We start from the raw sequence: 22,582 nt of genomic DNA on the forward strand, positions 1-22,582 counted from the left end.
CAACTGTGGGGGGGGGACTTGCCCCCGATGAAGCCCCCGCTGTCAGCGCTAGACTGGCAGGGAAGTGGTGGACTTGATTTCCGACAGCGCCACAATCGAATTCACCTCCTGAATCCCCGGCACCATCGACAATTTCTCAAAGAAAAACCGCTCGTACGCCTCGATGTCCGACGTCACGATGCGCAGCAGAAAATCCACCGCCCCCATTAGCACATAGCACTCCAACACTTCCGGAAAGCCGCGAATCGCATCGGTGAACTCAGTGAAGTTGGATCGGCCGTGGGCGTTGAGTTTGACCTCGGCAAAAATCTGCGTGTTGAGGCCGATCTTCTTGCGATCCAACAACGTCACCTGCCCGCGGATCACACCTTCCTCCTTCAGCCGCTGGATTCGTCGCCAGCATGGCGACTGGGACAAACCCACCTGTTCGGCAATCTGTGCACTGGAAAGCGAAGCGTCCTCCTGCAACAGGGCCAGGATGCGACGGTCGTAAGCGTCTAACTCGCTATGCATAGAAATACCTATTATTGAATCTAACTCGAATTGATCTATTCGATTTTTAGCAAAACATGCCCATCTTAGATAAGAAATCTCCGCTGGCGAATGTAAAAATTCCTTCCATCGAATCTGGAGAGTCAGCATGCACGCCGTCGAAACCATCCAACCTGCTGCGCGCGCCGATGCGTGGGCTGTCACCAGCGCCCATTGCCAGGCGCACTACCAGATCGTCGCCGAGGCGGAGCCCGATGTGTTGTGCCGAGTACTCAACTATTTTGCGTTGCAGTTTCTGACGCCTCGGCACGTCGCCGTGAATCGGGAAGACGACCTGCTGAAAATCGATATCGTGATCGACGGCCTGAGCTGGCATCGGGCCCAAGTCATCGGTGAAAAGATTCGAAACCTGATCAGCGTGTGCGCGCTGGACATGTGGTCAGCTGATTCCGTGGGGCCTATAGCGGTGGTTGCAGCCGCTCAGTAAAGACCTGCAACACACACTGGGAGGATGAAACTCGGGAGCTGGCTAGCCTGAAATTTCGTCCAAGGCTACCCAGGAACACCTTCATGTCTGTTGATCAGCGATTGGAACTGCATGCGTTGCTGCCGGCCTTGGTGGAGGAAGGTTTGATCACTCCCGACGCCGCGCAGCGGTTATCGGCGGCGCACCCCGACAACGCTCAACACCCATTGGAGCGTATCGCCGCCCATGGGCCCTCCCTGGAAACCCTGACCCAATGGCTTGCCCAGCGTGTCCGGCAACCTTATCTGCGTATCGACCCGTTGAAGATAGATGTCGCAACAGTGGTGCCACTGATGTCCCACGCGTTCGCCCAGCGCCACGCCATTCTTGCCGTGGCCGTGGATGCGCATACCGTTACCGTCGCCAGCGCCCAGCCCCACGTCAGCAGTTGGGAATCCGGACTGGCGCAAGTACTCAAGCGTTCGATCAAACGAGTGGTTGCAAACCCTCAGGACATCCAGCGGTGTATCAGCGAGTTTTACCGGCTGGCGAAGTCCGTCAGCGGGGCCGATCAAAAGGTCGCGGTGCCGGGTAACTTCGAGTTGCTGAACCTTGGCGCCAGCGACCAGGAGCCGGACGCGAATGACGCACATATCGTTAATATCGTCGACTGGCTGTTGCAGTACGCCTTCGCACAGCGGGCCAGCGATATTCATATCGAGCCTGGCAGTGAGCAGGGTCGGGTACGTTTTCGCATTGATGGGTTGCTGCACGACGTCTATCAATTTCCACCCCAGGTGACGATGGCGGTGGTCAGCCGCCTGAAAAGCCTGGGGCGGATGAACGTGGCAGAAAAGCGCAAGCCCCAGGATGGCCGGGTCAAGACCAAAAGCCCGACGGGCGCAGAAGTTGAGTTGCGTCTGTCGACCTTGCCCACAGCCTTCGGCGAGAAACTGGTGATGCGGATTTTCGACCCCCAGGTGCTGCTCAAGGATTTTGACCAGTTGGGTTTATCCACCGAGGACCAGCACCGCTGGCACGCGATGACGCGCCAGACCAACGGCATCATCCTCGTCACCGGTCCTACCGGCTCAGGCAAGACCAGCACTCTTTACACCACGCTCAAGCAACTGGCTACCCGGGAGGTCAACCTGTGCACGGTGGAAGATCCGATCGAGATGGTCGAGCCGGCCTTTAACCAGATGCAGGTGCAGCACAACATCGACCTGACCTTCGCCAGCGGCATCCGCGCTCTGCTGCGCCAAGACCCGGACATCATCATGATCGGCGAGATTCGCGATCAGGAAACCGCAGAAATGGCTATCCAGGCCGCACTGACCGGGCACTTGGTCCTCTCGACGCTGCACACCAACGATGCGCCCAGCGCCATTAGCCGCTTGCAGGAACTGGGCATCGCTCATTATTTGATCAAGGCCACCTTGTTGGGTGTTATGGCGCAGCGCTTGGTACGAGTGCTGTGCCCCCATTGCAAGCGCTCGACGGGCGATGTCCACGAGGCCGTCGGATGTGCGGAATGTCGGAACAGCGGGTACCGGGGACGCGCAGGGGTCTACGAAATCATGGTGTTGAATGAGTCGATCAAAGCACTGATCACTCCGGGCGCCGACGTGCAGACCTTACGCCAGGCGGCTATTGCGCAAGGCATGTGCAGCCTGCGCATGGCCGGATTGAGGAAGGCGCAAGCTGGGCTGACCACGATGGCCGAAGTGTTGCGAGTAACGCCTGGGGATTCGGTAACAAATCCTTTAGTTACGGCGCGCTGAAATCGTTCTTATCTGTGACAACACCGTTACACTCGGCCAACCGTCGTTTAACTGACACCATCAGATAGGGAATCGCTATGCAGATCGGAACCGTACTGCTTCTTTTCGTGGGCTTGGCCGCCGCCATATTATTCATGGGCTTCAAGGTGGTGCCTCAAGGCTACCAGTGGACCGTCGAGCGTTTCGGCCGTTATACCAACACCCTCAAGCCTGGCCTGAACATCATCATCCCGGTCATGGATCGCATCGGTCGCAAGATCAACGTGATGGAGAGCGTGCTGGATATTCCACCCCAGGAAGTCATCACCGCCGACAACGCCACCGTACAGATCGACGCCGTGTGTTTTTTCCAGGTGGTCAATACCGCCCAGGCCGCCTACGAGGTCAACAACCTCGAACACGCCATCCGCAATTTGCTGCAAACCAATATCCGCACCGTGCTCGGCTCCATGGAGCTGGATGCCATGCTCAGCCAGCGTGACGGCATCAACGAAAAACTGCTGCGCACCGTGGATGAAGCCACCGCTCCGTGGGGCATCAAGATCACCCGTATCGAGATCAAAGACATCAGCCCGCCCGCCGACCTGATGGCCGCCATGTCCGGCCAGATGAAAGCCGAGCGGATCAAGCGTGCGCAAATCCTTGAGGCCGAAGGCCTGCGAGCATCGGCAATCCTGACTGCCGAAGGCAAGAAGCAGGCACAGATTCTTGAAGCTGAAGGTGGACGCCAAGCCGCATTCCTGGAGTCTGAAGCCCGTGAGCGTCAAGCAGAGGCTGAAGCCCGTGCAACCCAGGTGGTCTCCGAGGCCATCGCCACCGGTAACGTGCAGGCCATCAACTACTTCGTTGCGCAAAAATACATCGACGCCCTGGGCAAACTTGCCTCGGCCAACAACAGCAAGGTCATCCTGATGCCGCTTGAAGCCAGCCAGGTGATCGGTGCGGTGGGCGGCATCGGCGAGATCGTCAAGGCAACGTTCGATAACAAGAAAGGTTGAGGCCGTCGCCATGTGGGATTTCCTGCAGCATCTTTCATTCTGGGATTGGCTGGCGCTGGGTACAGTGCTGTTGATTCTTGAAGTGTTCGGCGCCGGTGGTTACCTGCTATGGATGGGTATCGCAGCAGCAGCCGTAGGCGTTATCAAGTTCCTGGTGCCGCCCCTGGGACCGGAATGGCAACTGCTGCTGTTCGCCGTGTTGTCGATATTGACAGCGGTCTATTGGTGGAAACGCCAGCGAAGCAGCGCAAAGGCCAGTGACCAACCGGGGCTCAACGAGCGCGGCTCGGAGCTGATCGGCCGCACATTTGTAGTGCATCAGGCGATTGCGGGCGGTCGGGGTAAGGTAAAAGTCGGTGATGGCGTATGGATGGTGACCGGTCCTGACAGCCCTGCAGGCGCTCAAGTACGGGTGGTTGGTCTGGATGGCGTGATTTTGAAGGTAGAAACTGTTTAGTCAGTGATGGAACTCGGTTGGGCTAACTACAATCAAACGGTACAGATCACCCACCCGGAGTCACCCACCATGCGTCTCAAATATGCTGTCGCTACCCTTGCTGTGCTTTCCCTTCCTGTCGGTTCAGCCATGGCCGACAGTTTCTGGCGCAATGTCATCTCGTCGGGCGCCACCACCGGCTCGACGTACCTGACCTTCAAGGACCACAAGCTGGTCGTTGCCGCACAAGACGACGCAGGCAGCTTTGTTGCCAGCGACGGCGGCATCCGTGGCCCATACCTGGAAGCCGCCATGCAGAAAGTCCGCGCCGACAATCCTGGCCTGCAGGCCACGGATATGGAGCTGGCTAACGCTATCCTCGCGAAAAACGCTGTCACCGAGTGATTTCCGCACTCTGAAGAATGCCGCTTTCGAAGCGGCATTTTTTTTGCCCGTAACATGACGATTCATTCACAGGTGACAGGCTATATTCAGTCAAGCCGTGCAACCATGCCGGCACTGATACCTCCCGTACTCATCGCCAACCTGAAACGGATGCATTCGTCGTTATGAGCCAACTGCCCTTTCTGCCGTTCTCCAAACCCACCATCGATGAAGCCACCATCTCGGCGGTGGGCGATGTATTGCGTTCGGGCTGGATCACCAGCGGGCCGAAGGTGCAGGCGTTCGAGGCGCAGCTGTCGGAATATTTTGGCGGGCGCCACGTTCGCACCTTCAACTCGGGCACCTGCACCATGGAGATTGCCTTGCGCATCGCCGGTATCGGGCCTGGGGATGAAGTCATCACCACACCGATTTCCTGGGTGGCAACGGCCAACGTAATACTGGAAGTCGGCGCAACACCTGTGTTCGCCGATATCGACCCAATCACCCGCAATATCGACCTGTCCCAGGTGGAAGCCGCGATCACACCGCGCACCAAGGCCATCATCCCCGTTTACCTGGCCGGGCTGCCGTTGGATATGCCAATGCTTTACGCGCTGGCCAACAAGTACAAACTGCGCATCGTCGAAGACGCGGCCCAGGCCCTTGGCTCCAGTTGGGATGGCGAACGCATTGGCGCCACCGGGGACTTCGTTTCGTTCAGCTTCCAGGCCAACAAGAACATCACCTCGTCCGAGGGTGGTTGCCTGGTTTTGAATAGCGCCGAAGAGGCACGCCTGGCAGAAAAATACCGCCTGCAGGGCGTCACCCGTACCGGCTTCGACGGCCTGGATGTTGATGTGCTGGGTGGCAAGTTCAATATGACCGATATCGCTGCGGCCATTGGCCTGGGGCAGTTTGCCCATATCGAGAAAATCACCGCCCACCGCCAGAACCTGGCGAGGCACTACTTCAAGTGTTTCGGCAGTGACTTTGAAGAGAAGTACGGCGCACAACTGCCACCCGCCGACTTCGAAAACAGCAACTGGCACCTGTTCCAGCTAGTGCTGCCGGAACGTCAGGACGGCCTGCCGGCCCGCGCAACGTTCATGGAACAGATGCAGGCTCATGGCGTGGGCATTGGTTATCACTACCCACCGATCCACCTGCTAAGCCTTTATCGGGCACAGGGTTTCAAGGAAGGCATGTTCCCGGTGGCGGAAAAGGTTGGGCGCTTGATTGTTTCATTGCCGATGTTCACGGCGATGACTGAGGCGGATGTGGAGCGGTCGGTGGCGGCAGTGAAAGCGGTGCTCAAACGCTAACCCTATAGGGGCCGGTTTGCCGGCCCCTATAGGGTTATGTGCGGTGTTACTCGCCGATGGCGGCTTTGTAACCAGCAGCATCCAGCAGTTTTTCCAGGTCAGCCGGGTTGCTTGGCTTGAGCTTGAAGATCCAGGCGCCGTACGGGTCGGAGTTCAGCAACTCGGGGCTACCACTCAGTTCCTCGTTGACTGCAATCACTTCGCCTGCAACCGGGGCGTAGATATCCGAAGCGGCCTTGACCGACTCCACCACACCTGCCTGATCAGTCGCGCCAAACTGGGCGCCGACTTCGGCCAACTCAACAAACACCACATCACCCAACGCTTCCTGGGCGTGGTCGGAGATCCCGACGGTCACGGTACCGTCAGCTTCCAGACGGGCCCATTCATGACTCTCGGCAAAACGCAGGTCGGCCGGGATATTGCTCATAGTCTGTGTCCTCAGAAGTAGTGTCAGCGGCCATCGGCCTGCCGGAAATAGTTAGATCAAGGTTTTGCCATGGCGCACGAAGGTCGGTTTGACCACTCGAACCGGGTACCACTTGCCGCGGATTTCCACTTCGGCCCGGTCGGCAGTTGCCGTCGGTACACGCGCCAAGGCAATGGATTTGCTCAGCGTAGGAGAGAAACTACCACTGGTGATCTCACCTTCGCCAACATTGGCGATGCGAACTACCTGATGAGCGCGTAAAACCCCACGTTCTTCCAGTACCAGCCCGACCAGTTTGAACTGCACACCGGCGGCCAGCTCTGCTTCCAGCGCCGCACGCCCGATGAAATCGCGCTCGGCTGGTTCCCAGGCAATACTCCACGCCATGTTGGCCGCCAGGGGCGAAACGCTCTGGTGGATATCCTGGCCGTACAGGTTCATGCCGGCTTCCAGGCGCAGGGTGTCCCGCGCGCCGAGGCCGATAGGTGAGATGCCTGCACCCACCAGATCGTTGAAAAATCCCGGTGCCTGATCGGCAGGCAACACAATTTCCAGGCCGTCTTCGCCGGTGTAACCCGTGCGGGCGATAAACCAATCGCCGTCGGCCTCGCCTTCAAATGGCTTGAGCTGGTGGATCAGGGTGCCGCGAGACTGGGTGACCAACTCGGCGATCTTCTGCCGAGCATGGGGGCCTTGAATGGCGAGCATGGCCAACTCGGGCCGCTCGTGCAGTTGCACTTGATAGCTGCCGAGTTGCGCCTGCATCCAGGCGATGTCCTGGTCACGAGTGGCGGCGTTGACCACCAACCGGTACCCGGCATCAGTGCGATAGACAATCATGTCGTCCACCACGCCGCCCTGCTCGTTGAGCATGGCGCTGTACAACGCACGGCCACAGCCATGCAAACGTTCGACATCATTGGCCAGCAGGTGCTGGAGCCATTCCTTGGCCTGGGGGCCGCTGATATCGATCACGGTCATATGAGATACATCGAACACCCCGCAGTCGCGTCGCACCTGATGGTGCTCTTCAACTTGCGAGCCGTAATGCAAAGGCATATCCCAACCGCCAAAATCGACCATTTTCGCGCCGAGGGCGAGATGCAGGTCATACAGAGGCGTACGCTGTCCCATGGGTTTCTCCTTCCGGGCTTGGCGAAGGTGCGCAGCGTTGCTGTTCGTGCTGAAGACCTTGAATTACAAGGGCTGCAGCCACGTACAACGACCCGATCCGAAAGGCGGAGCGCACCGAATGCCGCGCATTGTAGCCTCAAGCCGTAGGACTGACACCTAACCGATTGGTCGGGCAGAGCGTCGGATCAGCCCGATCACCGGCAGCAGGCCCACCAGTACCAGTGTCAGTGCCGGCAGCGAAGCCCGTGCCCACTCGCCTTCGCTGGTCATTTCAAAGATCCGCACCGCCAGGGTGTCCCAGCCGAACGGGCGCATCAGCAAGGTTGCGGGCATTTCCTTGAGCACATCCACGAACACCAGCAGCGCAGCACTCAGGGTGCCGGGTAGCAACAGCGGAAGATACACTTTGCAAAACAGTCGCGGCCCACTCACGCCCAAACTACGCGCCGCTTCCGGCAACGAAGGCCGGATGCGCGCCAGGCTATTTTCCAGCGGCCCGTAGGCCACCGCCAGAAAACGCACCAGATACGCCAGCACCAGCGCCGACAGGCTGCCCAGCAACAGCGGTTTGCCCGCACCACCGAGCCAGCCGGACAGCGGCACCACCAGTTCGCGGTCCAGATAACTGAACGCCAACATGATCGACACCGCCAGCACCGAACCCGGCAATGCATAGCCAACATTGGCCAGGCTGATACCGGAGCGAATCGCCCGGGTCGGCGACAGGCGGTTGGCGAAGGCAAGTACCAGCGCCACGCTGACCGTGATCAATGCCGCAATACCACCGAGATAGAGGGTGTGGACGATCAGGCCCGAATAGCGCTCATCCAGGTCGAACCGGCCGCGCTGCCAGAACCAGACGATCAACTGCAGCACCGGAATGACAAAGGCGCACGCAAACACCAGCCCACACCAGGCACTGGCGGCTAACGCTTTGAACCCACGCAGGTGGTAGAGCGCCTTGCCCCGAGGCCGCTCATTGCTGGGACGGCTCGCGCCACGGGCACGCCGTTCGCCGTACAGCACCAGCATCACCACCAGCAATAACAGGCTGGCCAGTTGGGCGGCGCTGGAAAGACTGAAAAAGCCGTACCAGGTTTTATAGATCGCGGTGGTAAAGGTATCGAAGTTGAACACCGAGACCGCACCGAAATCCGCCAGGGTTTCCATCAACGCCAGGGCGACCCCGGCGCCAATCGCCGGCCGCGCCATGGGTAGCGCCACGCGCCAGAACGCTTGCCACGGCGATTGCCCCAACACTCGCGCGGCTTCCATCAGGCCTTTGCCCTGGGCCAGGAATGCAGTGCGCGCCAGCAGGTAGACGTAGGGGTAGAACACCAGCACCAACACGATGATCACGCCACTGGTGGAACGCACGCGAGGCAGGCGCAGACCGGTGCCGAACCACTCTCGCAGCAGGGTCTGCACTGGGCCTGCGAAATCCAGCAGGCCAACAAAGACGAAGGCAAGCACGTAGGCGGGGATGGCGAAGGGGAGCATCAACGCCCAGTCAAGCCAGCGCCGGCCGGGGAATTCGCAGAGGCTAGTGAGCCAGGCCAGGCTTACGCCCAAGAGGGTCACGCCCAAACCCACCCCAACCACAAGGGTCAGGGTATTGCCCAGCAGCCGGGGCATCTGGGTTTCCCACAGATGGGACCAGATTTGCGCATCGATGCTTTGCCAGGACAGCAACAGCACGCTCAGCGGCAGCAGCACCAGGGCAGCGACGGTGAAAACCGGCAGGTACCAGCGGCGTTGGGCGGGGTGGGCCAAAGGTGGGTTCTCGATAATGAAGATCTTGAAATCACCACAACCCAATGTGGAAGGGGGCTTGCCCCCGATGTCGGAATGTCAGTCGACTCATCGGTGACTGATCCTCCGCCATCGGGGCAAGCCCCCTCCCACATTTGGATCTGCGGCGTCCTACAAATTGTACTTAGTTCCAGCCGGCGCGATCCATCAAGCGAATGGCTTCAGCCTGGCGCTTACCCGCCACTTCCACCGGCAAGGTGTCCGCAACGAACTTGCCCCAGGTCGCCACTTCGGCCGACGGCGGTACAGCCGGGTTGGCCGGGAACTCCTGATTCACATCGGCAAAGATCTTCTGCGCTTCAGGTGTGGTCATCCATTCCACCAGAGCCTTGGCGGCTTCCGGGTGTGGCGCGTGCTTGGTCAAGCCGATACCCGACAGGTTCACATGCACACCACGGTCGCCCTGGTTCGGCCAGAACAGCTTCACAGCCAGGTCCGGCTTCTGCTTGTGCAGGCGGCCGTAGTAGTAGGTGTTGACGATACCCACGTCGCACTGCCCGGCGTTGATCGCCTCCAGCACGGCGATGTCATCAGAGAACACGTCAGTAGAGAGGTTATTCACCCAGCCCTTGACGATTTCTTCGGTCTTGGCCGCGCCGTGGGTTTCGATCAGGGTCGCGGTGAGCGACTGGTTGTAGACCTTTTTCGCCGTGCGCAGGCACAGACGACCTTCCCACTGTTTGTCGGCCAGGGCTTCGTAGGTGGTCAAATCACCCGGTTTTACCCGGTCAGTGGAATAGGCGATGGTCCGCGCACGCAGGCTCAAGCCAGTCCAAGCGTGGGCGGATGAGCGGTATTGCAGAGGAATGTTCTTGTCGATCACGGGCGAGGTGAAGGGTTGCAGGATGCCCATTTGCTCGGCCTGCCAGAGGTTGCCGGCATCCACGGTGAGCAACAGGTCGGCGGTAGCGTTTTCGCCCTCGGCCTTGATGCGCTGCATCAGCGGGGCTTCCTTGTCGGTGATGAACTTCACCTGGACGCCAGTCTTTTTGGTGTAGGCATCGAACACGGGGTTGATCAGTTCGTCGATGCGCGAGGAGTAGACCACCACTTCGTCGGCTGCCTGCACAGTCGTGCTGCCGATCAGGGTGAGTGCCAGGGCAGTCAGTAGGCGCTTGGGTGCCAACATGGGTGCGGTCTCTCATTTGCAAAGTGAGCGCAAATGATAGGGACTCACATTTGGTAACGCTCGGTAGAGGCGTTACCAGATGTTGCACAGATGCCTCAGGGTTTCGCGAGTGTTGGCAGATCGCCCGTCAAGCCCAAGGCCTGGCGCACAAATACCGCTTTGGCTTCGGGCATCTGGTCGACCATCTTCAGCCCGGCGTTACGCAACCAACGTAACGGCAGTTGATCGGCCTGGAACAACCGCTCAAAACCTTCCATTGCGGCCATCAGCGCCAAGTTGTGGGGCATCCGACGACGTTCATAACGGCTCAGCACTTTCACATCCGCCAGACGCTCGCCGCGTTCAGTAGCCGACAGCAACACTTCGGCCAGCACCGCAGCATCAAGGAAACCCAGGTTGACGCCCTGCCCGGCCAACGGGTGGATCACATGAGCCGCATCGCCGATCAACGCCAGGCCCTCGGCCACGTAGCGTTTGGCGTGACGCTGGCGCAACGGTACGCAAACCCGTGGATCAGCACTGACCACAGTGCCAAGCCGCCCTTCAAAGGCGCGCTCCAGCTCACGGCAAAAACTTTCATCATCCAAGGCCATTAGGCGCTCGGACTCAGCCGGTGTGGTGGACCATACGATCGAACACCAATCTTCCTGCCCATCGCGTACCAACGGCAAAAACGCCAACGGGCCGGTGTCGGTAAAGCGTTGCCACGCCGTACGCTGGTGCGGCTGACTGCTACGTACGCTGGTGACGATGGCGTTATGCAAGTAATCCCATTCACGGGTGGCGGTGCCGGTCAGGCGACGCACGGCGGAGTTGGCGCCATCGGCGGCGACCACCAACGGCGCGCGCAAGGTGCGGCCATCGGCCAGGGTCAGCAGCCAGTCATCGCCGGAGCGGCGCATCTGCTCCAACCGCGCGTTGGCCAGCAGGCCCAGGTCGCAGTCGTGCAGGCGATCAAGCAAAGCATCCTGCACCACACGGTTTTCGACGATATGCCCGAGCACCTCGGCGTGCACGCTGGCCGCCGAAAAGTGGATCTGCCCAGTGCCGCTGCCATCCCACACCTGCATCTCGCCGTAAGGGCTGGCCCGGCGCGACACAATGCCGTCCCACACGCCCAAGCGCTCCAGGATGCGCTGGCTGGCGGCCGATAAGGCGCTCACGCGGGGTTCGAAGGCCGCGTCACGGTCGAACGGTTTGACGCTCAGCGGGCTGCCATCGAGCAGCAGCACTTGCAGGCCACTGCCCTGCAACGCCAGCGCCAGCGCGCTTCCGACCATTCCGGCCCCGACAATCAGCACATCTGCGCGCATGTCCATGGTTTAAGCCTGTCTCGCTTGCGGCTTGCGCCGCACGTAAAGGGTTTTGTCGACCCGCGCCACCAGGGTGCCGGAGCCGTCATGAATCTGGACCGTGAGGTGAGGCAGGTATTTCTCGCCGCCTTCGGTCTGTCGGCGCACCTCGTCAAGCAAGGCCTCGTCGATGAAAAATTCGGCGTACACCGGGCCTTTGCCCGGCGAGATAAAGTCGATGCTCGCGGCCTTGTCCCAGACGATGTAGTCGCGGCCCAGATTTTCCATCAGCATCAGCATGTAGAACGGGTCGACCATCGAATACAGGCTACCGCCGAACTGCGTGCCGACGTAATTACGGTTGTACCAACCCAGCCCCATGCGCACTTTGACGTGACGAAAATCCGCGCTCATATGCTGCACGCTGACGCCAGCGCCCAGGTATGGCGGGTACAGGGTCATGATCCAACGCAGCAAGCGCGCCTTGCCCAACCGCGCCACCAGCCACTTACGCATCGGGACGCGTCCCCAAGCCCATGGCCTGACGGGCGAACCAGCGTTTGGCCGGCGGCAACAAATCCAGGCCCAGCAGACCCATATTGCGGCCCAGCGCTACCAGCGGTTGTGCACTGCCAAACAGGCGCGTGACCTGATCGGAGAAACCGACAGTCAACTTCTGGTCCATACGCTGGCGCTCGCGGTACGCCTGTAACGTCGCCAGGTCTCCGGGCACCGCTGGCCCGGCTAGCAGAGCCTCGGCCAAGGCACTCGCATCGCGCAGGGAAAGGTTGAAGCCCTGCCCTGCAATTGGGTGCAGGCTGTGGGCGGCGTTGCCAAGGATCACCAGGTGGGAACGTACCTGCTCTTCGGCCTCCACCAGGGTCAGCGGATACAAATGGCGCGCGCCGACTTGCTTCAAGGTGCCCAGACGGTAGCCGAACACGCTCTGTAATTCGCTGAGGAAACTGCGTTCGTCGAGGGCGGCCAGGCGCTGGGCGTCCATACCGATGCGTGTCCACACCAGCGCGCAGCGGTTGTCTGGCAGCGGCAGCAAGGCCATCGGGCCTTCGTCGGTGAAGCGCTCGAAGGCTTCGCCGTTATGGGCTTCGCTGGAAGTGATGTTGGCAATCAGCGCGCTCTGGTTGTACGGACGGGTCTTCACGCCAATGCCCAATTGCTCGCGCAAGCCGGATCGGCCGCCATCGGCGAGCACGGCGAGGTCGCATTCCAACACGGTTTCATCGTTGAGCGTCAGGCGATAGCCGTCGGGCCGCGGCTCCATGCGGGTGACTTCCGCCGGGCAGCGCCAGCTGACCACGTCTTTGTCCAGGCCTTGCCACAGGCATTGGCCGAGCCAGGCATTTTCCACTACGTAGCCGAGTGCTGGCACGCCCTCCTCCATGGCGGACAAACGTGCGGTGGAGAAACGCCCACGGTCCGACACGTGAATCTGCTTGATCGGCTCGGCTCGGCGGGAAACCTCCTGCCAGATACCCAGCCGCTGATAAATCTGGCGCGCGCCAAACGACAGTGCCGACGATCGTGCATCGTAGCTCGGCTGGTAGCTGTCGCCCGGAGCGAAGGGTTCGATCAGCATGATCTTCCAGCCCCGCGCCTTGGCCCCGGCCTGCAACGCCAGCGCCAGGCTGGCGCCCACCAGGCCACCGCCGATAATCGCGAGATTGACCCGGCTCATCGGGAGGCCGCCATCAGCGCTTCGATCTCGACGACGGTCTTGGGAACGCCGCCGGTCAGGATTTCACAGCCTTGCTTGGTCACTACCACGTCGTCCTCGATGCGTACGCCAATGCCACGCCATTTCTTCGCCACGTTCTGGTTGTCCGGCGAAATATAGATCCCCGGCTCCACGGTCAACGCCATGCCGACTTCCAGCACCCGCCATTCACCGCCCACCTTGTACTCGCCCACATCGTGCACATCCATGCCCAGCCAATGGCCGGCGCGGTGCATATAGAAAGGTTTATAGGCTTCGCTGGCGATCAGTTCGTCAACGTCACCTTGCAGCAGTCCCAACTTAACCAGCCCAGCGGTGATGACCTGCACGGTCGCCTCATGGGCCTGGTTCCAATGTTTATTCGGCGCGATCTCGGCAAAGGCGGCTTCCTGGGAGGCCAGCACAATCTCGTAGATCGCTTTTTGCTCAGGTGAAAACTTTCCGTTGACCGGCCAGGTGCGGGTAATGTCGCTGGCGTAGCAGTCGATCTCGCAACCGGCGTCGATCAGCACCAGGTCCCCATCCTTGAGCAGCGCGTCATTCTGCTGGTAATGCAGGATGCAGCTGTTGCGCCCGGCGGCGACGATGGAGCCGTAAGCCGGCATCTTCGCGCCGCCTTTGCGGAACTCGTAATCCAGCTCGGCTTCCAGGCTGAACTCATGCAACCCAGCGCGGCTGGCCTGCATCGCCTTGACGTGGGCAGCGCAGGAAATCCGCGCGGCCTCGCGCATCACCCTCACTTCTGCCGCCGATTTATACAGGCGCATGTCGTGGAGCAGATGATCCAAGGCAACAAATTCGTTCGGGGGCTGGGCGCCGAGGTGCGCTTTAGAGCGGATCACGTTGATCCACTCCATCACGTGCCGGTCAAATTCAGCGTTGCTGCCCATGGCCGAATACACCCGGTCACGGCCTTCGATCAGGCCGGGCAGGATGTCGTCGATATCGGTGATGGGGAAGGCATCGTCGGCACCAAACTCACGGATTGCGCCTTCGGTACCGGCACGCAGGCCGTCCCACAGTTCACGCTCGGCATTGCGTTCGCGGCAGAACAGCACGTACTCGCCATGCTGGCGACCGGGCATCAGCACGATCACAGCTTCCGGTTCGGGGAAACCGCTCAGGTACTGGAAGTCGCTGTCCTGACGATAGACGTGCTCCACATCGCGATTGCGGATGGCCACGGCGGCGGCCGGCAGAATCGCGATGCTGTTGGGTTCCATCTGCGCCATGAGCGCCTTGCGGCGGCGGGTGTATTCCGCTTTGGGGATATGGATCATGGGCAGATGGGCTTCCTTTCTTAATGCAGCGACGGCTTGGGTGCAGCAGGCTCAGCGGACTTCTTGGTCTCGGTGAACAGCAGCAGCGGCGCGACGCGCAGGTATTCCATGACTTCCATGTAGTCGCCTTCGCCGTCTTCGGACTCTTCCAGCGCATCTTGCACTTGGGAGATCGCGGCGAGGTCCTGCAGCACTTCCTTCGCGTCGGTGCTCAGCTCCAGGCCGCCGGCGTTCACGCCGAAACCGTGAAGGAAACCCTGGCACCATTGGCCCAATGCGGCGGCGCGTTCGGTGAGCGGAGCGTCGTCGGTCGGTAGCAACAGGACTACGGTGACGTCATCACCGGTCAGTTCGCCCTTGACCATCTCTTGCAGGCCGATCAGCGCGTTACGCACGTTGTCGGTCGGTTCGGTTTCCAACAGCTCGGCGACATCGGCCAACCAGTTGTCGGCATCAAAGCCAACACCGGTGCAGCTGCGACCCAACAGCACGCCGTGCAGTTCGGCAGGCGAGCATGGGTGGCCGCTGGTGCTCAGCAGTTTGGAAAAAGCATCGTACGGGGAGTTCTGAATGGGCATGGTGAGCTAGGCGCCAGACGGCGCAATGTCTAGAATGGAGCGCTGTATCCTAGCACCGGCAGACGTACCAAGACTATCAAGGGCGTCAGATCGTTTATCCTGCAGTTGCCATTCATCAGACAAAATCCAGTGGAACCCAATGGAAGACACCGACCTGCAAGCGCTGATGGCCAGACTCGAATTGCTAATTACTCGGGTCGAGCAACTTAAGAGTCAAAACGGACTCCTATTAGCTCAGGAAAAGACCTGGCGCGAGGAACGCGCTCACCTCATTGAAAAAAACGAAATCGCCCGGCGTAAGGTCGAATCGATGATTTCGCGCCTGAAGGCCCTGGAGCAAGACTCATGAGTTCAAGCAATAGCGTCACCGTGCAGATCCTCGACAAAGAATATTCGATCATCTGTCCCCAGGAAGAGCGCAACAACCTGGTGAGCGCCGCCCGTTACCTGGATGGCAAAATGCGTGAAATCCGCAGCAGCGGCAAAGTGATCGGCGCCGACCGTATCGCCGTGATGGCCGCGCTGAACATTACCCACGATCTGCTGCATAAGCAGGAACGCCCTGACGTGCAGGCCAGCGGCTCGACCCGCGAGCAGGTTCGCGATCTGCTCGAACGTGTTGATCTGGTGCTTTCCAGCGACACAGAGCAACCCAAGGGCTGATCCCCGCGACTGTTTAAGGTATACTCGCCCCACTCCCTGGCGTGCTTGCCAGTCGGCGATGTCCCGGAGCCGATTCGCACTACCCTGGAAGTTGCACGTTGGGCTGGTGTGCATGTCCGCTAGACGGAAAGCCTTAAAGCCTACTGCTTCTTCCACCTTGAACTTTCGGGTTCAAGGGCTTAGTCGACAGCGGTTCTGTCGGGGAGCCTGAATTCCAAACTCAATGCCAGTCTTAAGGACTGGCATTGTTTTATGAGCCGAAAAACCATGACCGAACCTGCGCCGCTTTCCCGTCCGCAACTTCGACGCATGTTACGCAACGCCCGCCGCGCCCTTACGCCGAGCGAGCAGCGCCAAGCCGCCCACGGCCTGTATCGGCAACTGGCACAGCACCCGCTGTTTCGCCGGGCCAAACATATTTCCTTGTATCTACCGACGGACGGTGAAATCGATCCGCGCCTGCTGCTGCGCGCCGCTCAGCGCCGGGGCAAGGCCACCTATCTGCCGGTGCTCAGCGCTTGGCCGCGTACCAAGATGGTGTTCCAGCGCGTGAAGCCTGGGGACAAGCTGCTGCCCAACCGCTTTCGGATTCTGGAACCAAGGGTCAATGCCAAGCGCCAGCGCAAGGTGTGGGCGCTGGACCTGGTGTTGCTGCCGTTGGTGGGGTTCGATGACGCAGGTGGCCGCCTGGGCATGGGCGGCGGTTTCTACGACCGCAGCCTGGCGTATCTGGCACGCCGTCAAAGCTGGCGCAAGCCGACGCTGCTAGGCCTGGCCCATGAATGTCAGAAGGTCGATCGATTGGCACAAGCCAGTTGGGATGTGCCATTGGCTGGCACTGTCACTGATAAGCAGTGGTATGTCGCAAAAACGCCGCTTGAAGCAGCGGCGTCTTGAAGAAGGCTTAACGCTTGAACGGTTGCGGCTGCTGTTGAGCCAGTTCAACGGGAGCATCGGTCTTGTTCGACCACAAGCTTTGGGCATACCCGGTGGTCACGACGCCCAGACCAAACAAAATCACCAAAATCCATAGTAAATCCGGTTTACGTTGCATCGATTGCCCCCCTTCAGGCATCTCGTACACGATGACAACAACGTTCCAAAGTAGTCCGTTGCAGCTGCGTCAAGCTTAAAGGCCGGCATTTTGCGGTAACGTGAACCAACACGCAAACCTTGGCGCCAACCGACTGTCGGTTTGTCATCAAATTGCCTGACAACTTGCCCACTGCCTTTTTCAGGAGCCCAAAAATGGCCTACTGGCTGATGAAATCCGAGCCCGACGAACTGTCCATCAGCGGCCTGGAAAAGCTTGGCGAAGCGCGCTGGGACGGCGTACGCAACTACCAGGCGCGCAACTTCCTACGCGCCATGGCCGTGGGCGATGAGTTTTTCTTCTATCACTCCAGTTGCCCAGAGCCAGGCATTGCGGGTATCGGCAAAATTGTCGAAGCGGCCTACCCGGATCCGACCGCACTGGAACCGGACAGCCACTATTTCGACGCCAAAGCCACCCCGGAGAAAAACCCGTGGACTGCGATCAACGTCGCGCACGTCCAAACCTTCCCCAAGGTGCTGGGGCTCGGCTACCTGAAACAGCAAACCGCCCTCGCCGAATTGCCCCTGGTGCAGAAAGGCAGCCGCCTGTCGGTGATGCCGGTCACCGCCGAGCAATGGGCGACGGTGCTGGCGCTGCGCTGACGAGAACCCTGCGGTCACGCGCTCGACGCATGCATCTGCCCCTTAACCGGGTTAGGCTTGCGCTTCATTTGATCGGTATCAACGCCCCTTGGGCAGCACCGATCAAACTAGGATGCTAAAGCCGCAGGATGCACCCATGTCGACCACACCCCGCTCTTCCCACCTGTTTGCCGTTCTCTTGATCGCGTTGTTGCTCGGTGCCGGCGGCTTCGGTTACTGGCGCTCCACCCAGGACCGTCTGCCCGAAGGTCTGGGCATGGGCAATGGCCGCCTGGAATCCACCGAAGTGCAGATAGCCGCCAAGATCCCGGGGCGCCTGGCCGAAGTGCGGGTCGACGAAGGCGACAAGGTCCTCAAGGGCCAACTGCTGGCGCGCATGGACACCCGTACGCTGGAAGCCCAGCGCGCCCAGGCCGAAGCCGAAGTGCTGCGGGCCAAGGAGAACTTCGCCGCCGCCGAGGCCAACGTGCAACTGCGCCAGAGCGAACAACTGCTGGCCAACCAGGAACTCAAGCGTACCCAGGAGCTGTACAAACGCGGCTTCGCCAGCGGCCAGTTGATCGACCAGCAGCAAGCCCGCCAGAACACCGGCAACGCCGCCGTGACCGCCGCCCAGGCCCAGGTCAATTCGGCAAAAGCCACCATCGGTGCCGCACAAGCCCAGGTCGCGCAGCTCACCAGTGAAATCGACGACAGCAGCCTGCGCGCGCCTATCGACGGCATTATCCAACTGCGCCTGGCCGAACCGGGTGAAGTGCTTGGCGCGGGCGGGCGCGTGTTGCTGCTGATCGACCCCAATGATCAGTACATGAACCTCTATCTGCCCGCCTCCGTGACCGGACGCCTGACCGTCGGCAGTGACGCGCGGATTCTGCTCGACGCCCTGCCCCAGCAGCCGTTGCCGGCCAAGATCAGTTTTGTCGCCGCCAAGTCGCAGTTCACCCCCAAGGAAGTGGAGACCCGCGACGAACGCCAGAAACTGGTATTCCGCGTCAAATTGCACCTGACTCAACCGAGCGCCGTGCCCCAAGCCAAACCGGGCATGCCCGGCTCCGGCTATGTGCGCACAGCTGATATCGACTGGCCGGCCAATCTGCAATGACCGGCCTGGCGCTGCACGCCAAAGGCATCAACCACCATTACGGCAAACAACAGGCGCTGATCGACATCGCCTTCAGCCTGCCCGCCGGTACACGCTGCGGGCTGATCGGCCCGGATGGTGCGGGCAAATCGAGTTTGTTGGGGTTGATCGCCGGCGTTAAGAAACTCCAGGCCGGCCAATTAGAGGTACTCGGCGGCTCCATTCAGGATCGCCGTCACCGCAACAGCCTGTATCCGCGCATCGCCTTCATGCCTCAGGGTTTGGGTGGCAACCTGTACCCCGAGCTGTCCATCAGCGAGAACATCCGCTTCTTCGCCACCCTGTTCGGCCTGTCCAAAGCCGACTGCGACCAGCGCATGCACAACCTGCTGCTGGCCACCGACCTGGCTCGCTTCGCCGAGCGCCCAGCCGGCAAACTCTCCGGCGGCATGAAGCAGAAGCTCGGCCTGTGCTGCGCGCTGATCCACGACCCGGACCTGCTTATCCTTGATGAGCCCACCACCGGCGTCGATCCGCTGTCCCGTCGACGCTTCTGGGAGCTGGTAGAAACCGTACGCAGCGAACGCCCGCAACTGACGCTGCTGGTAGCCACGGCCTACATGGAGGAAGCCGAGCAGTTCGAACATTGCATGATGCTCGACCGCGGCAAACTGATCGCCGACGGTCTCAGTCGCGAACTGGCGGCAGCGACGTCGAGCGGCAAACTGGATGAGGCCTTCACCCACTTCCAGGGCGATGGCGCCCATGACAACCAGCCGCTGGTGATCCCGCCAAGGGAAAACGCCAACGCCGATATCGCCATCGAAGCGCACGAGTTGACCCTGCGTTTCGGTGATTTCACAGCGGTGAACAAGGTTAGCTTTGCTATTGGTCGCGGCGAGATTTTCGGCTTCCTTGGTTCCAACGGTTGCGGCAAGACCACCACCATGAAGGTCCTCACCGGGCTGATGCCGGCCACCGAAGGCAGCGCGACACTGCTGGGCAACCCTGTGAACGCCAAGGACCTGGCCACCCGCAAGCGCGTGGGTTTCATGTCCCAGAGTTTCTCGCTGTACGGCGAGCTCAGCGTGCGCCAGAACCTGGTGCTGCACGCGCAACTGTTCGACCTGCCCAAAGCAGACAGTGGGCCGCGTATCGATGAATTGATCCAACGCTTTGACCTGAGCAAGATAGCCGAGCAACCCTCCGGCGAATTACCCCTCGGTCTGCGCCAGCGCTTGTCTTTGGCAGTGGCCGTGCTGCATCGCCCGGAAGTGCTGATCCTCGATGAACCCACTTCCGGCGTCGACCCGGCAGCTCGGGATGATTTCTGGCGGCTGCTGGTCGAGTTGTCTCGGGAGCAAGGCGTAACCATCTTCCTGTCCACCCACTTCATGAACGAAGCCCAGCGCTGCGACCGCATTTCCTTGATGCACGCCGGCAAAGTGCTGGCCTGCGACACACCGGAGGCACTGCAACAGCAGTTCCACGGCGACACCCTGGAAGCCGCGTTCGTCACCTGCCTGGAACAGGCCCAAGGCGAACCCGAACCCGCCGCACCGGCCAAAACCGTCAGCGAAATCAGTGCGCCGCCCGTGAGCAAACGCGGCTTCAGCCTTTCTCGCCTGTTGGCCGTGGCCAGCCGTGAAGGCAAAGAACTACTGCGCGACAAAGTGCGCATGGCCTTCGCCCTCCTCGGCGCGATGTTCATGATGGTTATCTTCGGCTACGGCATTTCCCTGGACGTGGAAAACCTCGCCTTTGCCGTCTACGACCAGGACCAAAGCCCCCAAAGCCGAGCCTATCTGGAAGCCTTCCGCAGCTCGCGCTACTTCGCCGAACAGGCGCCCATCCAGGATTCCAGTGAGTTGCACCGGCGCCTGCAGCGCTCGGAAATCAAACTGGCCCTGGAGATCCCGCCAGGGTTTGGCCGTGACCTCTACGCTGGCCGCCAACCCACAGTCGCCGCCTGGCTCGACGGCGGCATGCCGTTTCGCGCGGAAACCAGCCGCAACTATGTAGAAGCGGTACACCAGGGCAACCTGCAACAACTGGCCGAACTGAGCAGCCTGCCGCAGACCACCCAGGCCGCCGCCAAGCTGGAAACCCGCTTTCGCTATAACCAGGACGTGGTCAGCGTGAATGCCATCGGCCCAGGGGTGATGGCGCTGATCCTGGCGTTTATCCCAGCGATGCTCACGGCTCTGGGAATCGTGCGCGAGAAAGAACTGGGCTCGATCACCAACTTCTATGCCACACCACTGACGCGCCTGGAGTTCCTGCTGGGCAAGCAGGCGCCCTACATCGCCGTGAGCCTGATCAACCTGGCGCTGCTGGTGGCCATGAATCGCTGGCTGTTTGGCGTACCGTTCAAGGGCAGCGGCCTGACGTTGGCCTTTGGCGGACTGCTTTACGTGCTGGCCACCACCAGCATGGGCCTGCTGATTTCCGCGTTCACCCGTACTCAAATCGCGGCGATCCTCGGCACCATGATCATCACCAGCCTGCCGACCATCCAGTTTTCCGGGCTGATCGTGCCGCGCTCCTCTCTGGAAGGCGCGGCGGCACTGATGGGCACGCTGTTTCCAGCCGGGCACTTCCTGGATATCGCAGTCGGCACGTTCACCAAAGCTTTGGACCTACGCCAGTTGTGGCCGCAATGCCTGGCGCTGTTCGGGTTCTTCATCGGATTCACCGGGCTAAGCCTGATCATGCTCAAGAAGCAGGAGGCCTGATGCACACGCTCACTCATATCCTGCGCCTGGGCATCAAGGAACTCACCAGCCTGCGCCACGACAGCGTATTGCTGCTGTTCCTGTTCTACGCCTTCACTGTCGCCATCTATATGCCTGCCGCCGGATCGGTAATTGGCGTACACAACGCCAGCGTCGCCTTTGTGGACGAGGATCACAGCGCGCTCTCCAGGCAGATGGCAGAGGCGCTGCAACCGCCGGAATTCCAGGCGCCTGCGCCGCTGGCCTACGACCAATTGGACAAGCTGATGGACAGCGGCCAGTACACCTTCGTGATCAACGTGCCGGCCAACTTCCAGGCTGATCTGCTCGCGGGTCGCCAGCCCGGCGTGCAGGTGAACGTCGATGCCACAGCAATGAGCCAGGCGTTCATGGGCGCGGGCTATATCGGCAGGATTTTCCAACGGGAGTTGCTGAGCTACAGCGGCCAAACCGATACCGCCAGCAAAGCCCCGGCGCTGCTGACCACACGAGCGCTGTTCAATACCAACCTGGAAGGTGGCTGGTTCCTGGCGGTAATCCAGATCGTCAACAACATCACCATTCTCGCCATCGTATTGACCGGCACCGCGCTGTTGCGTGAGCGAGAGCACGGCACCCTCGACCATCTGCTGGTGCTGCCGCTGACCGCGCTGGAAATCATGCTGGCAAAAATCTGGAGCAACATGTTGGTGGTGGTGGTGTGTACTTGGTTGTCGCTGGAGGTGGTGGTCAAAGGCTTGCTCGGCGTGCCACTGGCGGGATCGATGGGCCTGTTTCTATTCGTGACCGCGCTGTACCTGTTTGCCAGCACCGCACTGGGAATCTTCCTCGCCACCCTTGCCCGCTCGACGCCGCAGTTCGGCTTGCTGGCAATCCCGGTGATTATCCCAATGCTGTTGCTATCCGGCGGCAGTACGCCACTGGACAGCATGCCCGAGTGGTTGCAGTGGGTGATGCAGGGCTCGCCGTCGACGCACTTTGTGAGCCTGAGTGCAGCGATCCTGTTTCGGGACGCGGGCGTCAGTGTGGTATGGCCGGACTTGCTGGCGCTGGCGGCAATTGGATTGTTGTTTTTTGCGGTGGCGTTGGTGCGGTTCAGGAAGAGTTTGGCTTCCTGAACCGCCAGCCAG

At 60.5% G+C, this 22,582-nt stretch carries 24 protein-coding genes and 1 other RNA gene; 14 read left to right on the top strand and 11 right to left on the bottom strand.

Translation table 11 applies throughout. The features are described 5' to 3' along the window. Window positions 1–48: 48 nt before the first annotated feature. Window positions 49–513 (bottom strand): Lrp/AsnC family transcriptional regulator, encoded by a 465-nt coding sequence (locus CKW32_RS13335; RefSeq protein WP_032884266.1) that lies wholly within the window; start codon window positions 511–513, stop codon window positions 49–51. Window positions 514–640: 127 nt separating this feature from the next. On the opposite strand from CKW32_RS13335, the gene CKW32_RS13340 reads away from it, so the two are divergent. From CKW32_RS13340 to CKW32_RS13365, 6 genes are all read left to right on the top strand, one after another. Beyond that, window positions 641–979: a hypothetical protein gene (locus CKW32_RS13340; protein ID WP_095185167.1), complete on the top strand. Its 339-nt coding sequence runs from the start codon at window positions 641–643 to the stop codon at window positions 977–979. Between the two features lie 83 nt (window positions 980–1,062). Next, the gene (locus CKW32_RS13345; RefSeq protein ID WP_032884270.1) at window positions 1,063–2,742 is read left to right on the top strand and encodes a GspE/PulE family protein; all 1,680 of its coding nucleotides are present in this window, start codon (window positions 1,063–1,065) and stop codon (window positions 2,740–2,742) included. Window positions 2,743–2,819: 77 nt separating this feature from the next. Beyond that, entirely contained in the window at window positions 2,820–3,740 is a 921-nt protein-coding gene (locus CKW32_RS13350; RefSeq protein ID WP_032884271.1) for an SPFH domain-containing protein, read from the top strand. Window positions 3,741–3,750: 10 nt separating this feature from the next. Further along, complete coding sequence (locus tag CKW32_RS13355) at window positions 3,751–4,197, top strand: NfeD family protein (protein WP_095185168.1); 447 nt, start codon at window positions 3,751–3,753, stop codon at window positions 4,195–4,197. 69 nt (window positions 4,198–4,266) lie between these two features. Continuing rightward, a complete protein-coding gene (locus tag CKW32_RS13360; protein WP_003176799.1) occupies window positions 4,267–4,581 on the top strand; it encodes a DUF2388 domain-containing protein in 315 nt (104 codons plus the stop codon). A 164-nt stretch (window positions 4,582–4,745) separates the two neighbouring features. Then, window positions 4,746–5,885 carry a DegT/DnrJ/EryC1/StrS aminotransferase family protein gene (locus CKW32_RS13365; RefSeq protein ID WP_032884274.1) on the top strand — a complete coding sequence of 380 codons (1,140 nt, stop codon included), beginning with the start codon at window positions 4,746–4,748 and terminating at the stop codon, window positions 5,883–5,885. Window positions 5,886–5,931: 46 nt separating this feature from the next. On the opposite strand, the gene gcvH is transcribed toward CKW32_RS13365, so the two are convergent. The 9 genes from gcvH to CKW32_RS13410 all read right to left on the bottom strand — a co-directional run bounded on the left by gcvH (window position 5,932) and on the right by CKW32_RS13410 (window position 15,275). Continuing rightward, window positions 5,932–6,315 (bottom strand): glycine cleavage system protein GcvH, encoded by a 384-nt coding sequence (gcvH, locus tag CKW32_RS13370; RefSeq protein WP_095185169.1) that lies wholly within the window; start codon window positions 6,313–6,315, stop codon window positions 5,932–5,934. A gap of 51 nt (window positions 6,316–6,366) precedes the next feature. Then, a complete protein-coding gene (gene gcvT / locus CKW32_RS13375) occupies window positions 6,367–7,449 on the bottom strand; it encodes a glycine cleavage system aminomethyltransferase GcvT (RefSeq protein WP_095185170.1) in 1,083 nt (360 codons plus the stop codon). Between the two features lie 156 nt (window positions 7,450–7,605). Next, window positions 7,606–9,222, bottom strand: coding sequence for an iron ABC transporter permease (locus CKW32_RS13380; RefSeq protein ID WP_095185318.1), 1,617 nt, complete (start codon window positions 9,220–9,222; stop codon window positions 7,606–7,608). Between the two features lie 163 nt (window positions 9,223–9,385). Further along, on the bottom strand, window positions 9,386–10,390 hold the full coding sequence (locus CKW32_RS13385; protein ID WP_095185171.1) for an extracellular solute-binding protein: 1,005 nt from the start codon (window positions 10,388–10,390) through the stop codon (window positions 9,386–9,388). 95 nt (window positions 10,391–10,485) lie between these two features. Beyond that, entirely contained in the window at window positions 10,486–11,703 is a 1,218-nt protein-coding gene (locus CKW32_RS13390) for a 2-octaprenyl-3-methyl-6-methoxy-1,4-benzoquinol hydroxylase (RefSeq protein WP_163033280.1), read from the bottom strand. A 9-nt stretch (window positions 11,704–11,712) separates the two neighbouring features. Then, complete coding sequence (locus tag CKW32_RS13395) at window positions 11,713–12,198, bottom strand: DUF4442 domain-containing protein (protein WP_032884283.1); 486 nt, start codon at window positions 12,196–12,198, stop codon at window positions 11,713–11,715. Continuing rightward, window positions 12,191–13,378, bottom strand: a complete 1,188-nt coding sequence (gene ubiH, locus CKW32_RS13400) for a 2-octaprenyl-6-methoxyphenyl hydroxylase (RefSeq protein ID WP_095185172.1) — start codon at window positions 13,376–13,378, stop codon at window positions 12,191–12,193. Before ubiH ends, CKW32_RS13395 begins: the two co-directional genes overlap by 8 nt. Beyond that, complete coding sequence (gene pepP / locus CKW32_RS13405; RefSeq protein WP_032884285.1) at window positions 13,375–14,697, bottom strand: Xaa-Pro aminopeptidase; 1,323 nt, start codon at window positions 14,695–14,697, stop codon at window positions 13,375–13,377. The genes ubiH and pepP overlap by 4 nt, the downstream gene beginning before the upstream one ends. Window positions 14,698–14,717: 20 nt before the next feature. Further along, window positions 14,718–15,275, bottom strand: coding sequence for a YecA family protein (locus tag CKW32_RS13410; protein ID WP_015886444.1), 558 nt, complete (start codon window positions 15,273–15,275; stop codon window positions 14,718–14,720). A 139-nt stretch (window positions 15,276–15,414) separates the two neighbouring features. On the opposite strand from CKW32_RS13410, the gene CKW32_RS13415 reads away from it, so the two are divergent. The 4 genes from CKW32_RS13415 (at window position 15,415) to CKW32_RS13430 (ending at window position 16,835) form a co-directional block, all read left to right on the top strand. After that, entirely contained in the window at window positions 15,415–15,624 is a 210-nt protein-coding gene (locus CKW32_RS13415) for a TIGR02449 family protein (protein WP_007982902.1), read from the top strand. Further along, a complete protein-coding gene (locus CKW32_RS13420) occupies window positions 15,621–15,938 on the top strand; it encodes a cell division protein ZapA (RefSeq protein WP_027608375.1) in 318 nt (105 codons plus the stop codon). Before CKW32_RS13415 ends, CKW32_RS13420 begins: the two co-directional genes overlap by 4 nt. 30 nt (window positions 15,939–15,968) lie before the next feature. Beyond that, a non-coding RNA gene (ssrS, locus tag CKW32_RS13425) (6S RNA) lies at window positions 15,969–16,147 on the top strand. 58 nt (window positions 16,148–16,205) lie between these two features. After that, window positions 16,206–16,835 carry a 5-formyltetrahydrofolate cyclo-ligase gene (locus CKW32_RS13430; RefSeq protein WP_032884520.1) on the top strand — a complete coding sequence of 210 codons (630 nt, stop codon included), beginning with the start codon at window positions 16,206–16,208 and terminating at the stop codon, window positions 16,833–16,835. Between the two features lie 7 nt (window positions 16,836–16,842). Here CKW32_RS13430 and CKW32_RS28315 read toward each other — a convergent pair whose 3' ends face one another. After that, entirely contained in the window at window positions 16,843–16,992 is a 150-nt protein-coding gene (locus CKW32_RS28315; protein WP_010207387.1) for a hypothetical protein, read from the bottom strand. 194 nt (window positions 16,993–17,186) lie between these two features. Between CKW32_RS28315 and CKW32_RS13440 the strand changes: the two genes are divergently transcribed. The 4 genes from CKW32_RS13440 (at window position 17,187) to CKW32_RS13455 (ending at window position 22,570) form a co-directional block, all read left to right on the top strand. Continuing rightward, a complete protein-coding gene (locus tag CKW32_RS13440) occupies window positions 17,187–17,636 on the top strand; it encodes an EVE domain-containing protein (RefSeq protein WP_095185173.1) in 450 nt (149 codons plus the stop codon). 136 nt (window positions 17,637–17,772) lie between these two features. Further along, entirely contained in the window at window positions 17,773–18,738 is a 966-nt protein-coding gene (locus tag CKW32_RS13445) for an HlyD family secretion protein (RefSeq protein ID WP_095185174.1), read from the top strand. Further along, a complete protein-coding gene (gene rbbA, locus CKW32_RS13450) occupies window positions 18,735–21,452 on the top strand; it encodes a ribosome-associated ATPase/putative transporter RbbA (RefSeq protein ID WP_095185175.1) in 2,718 nt (905 codons plus the stop codon). Before CKW32_RS13445 ends, rbbA begins: the two co-directional genes overlap by 4 nt. Continuing rightward, complete coding sequence (locus CKW32_RS13455; RefSeq protein ID WP_095185176.1) at window positions 21,452–22,570, top strand: ABC transporter permease; 1,119 nt, start codon at window positions 21,452–21,454, stop codon at window positions 22,568–22,570. The genes rbbA and CKW32_RS13455 overlap by 1 nt, the downstream gene beginning before the upstream one ends. Window positions 22,571–22,582: the final 12 nt, after the last annotated feature.

Origin of the sequence: Pseudomonas sp. Irchel 3H9, from assembly GCF_900187495.1 — a bacterium.
Taxonomy (GTDB): domain Bacteria; phylum Pseudomonadota; class Gammaproteobacteria; order Pseudomonadales; family Pseudomonadaceae; genus Aquipseudomonas; species Aquipseudomonas sivasensis.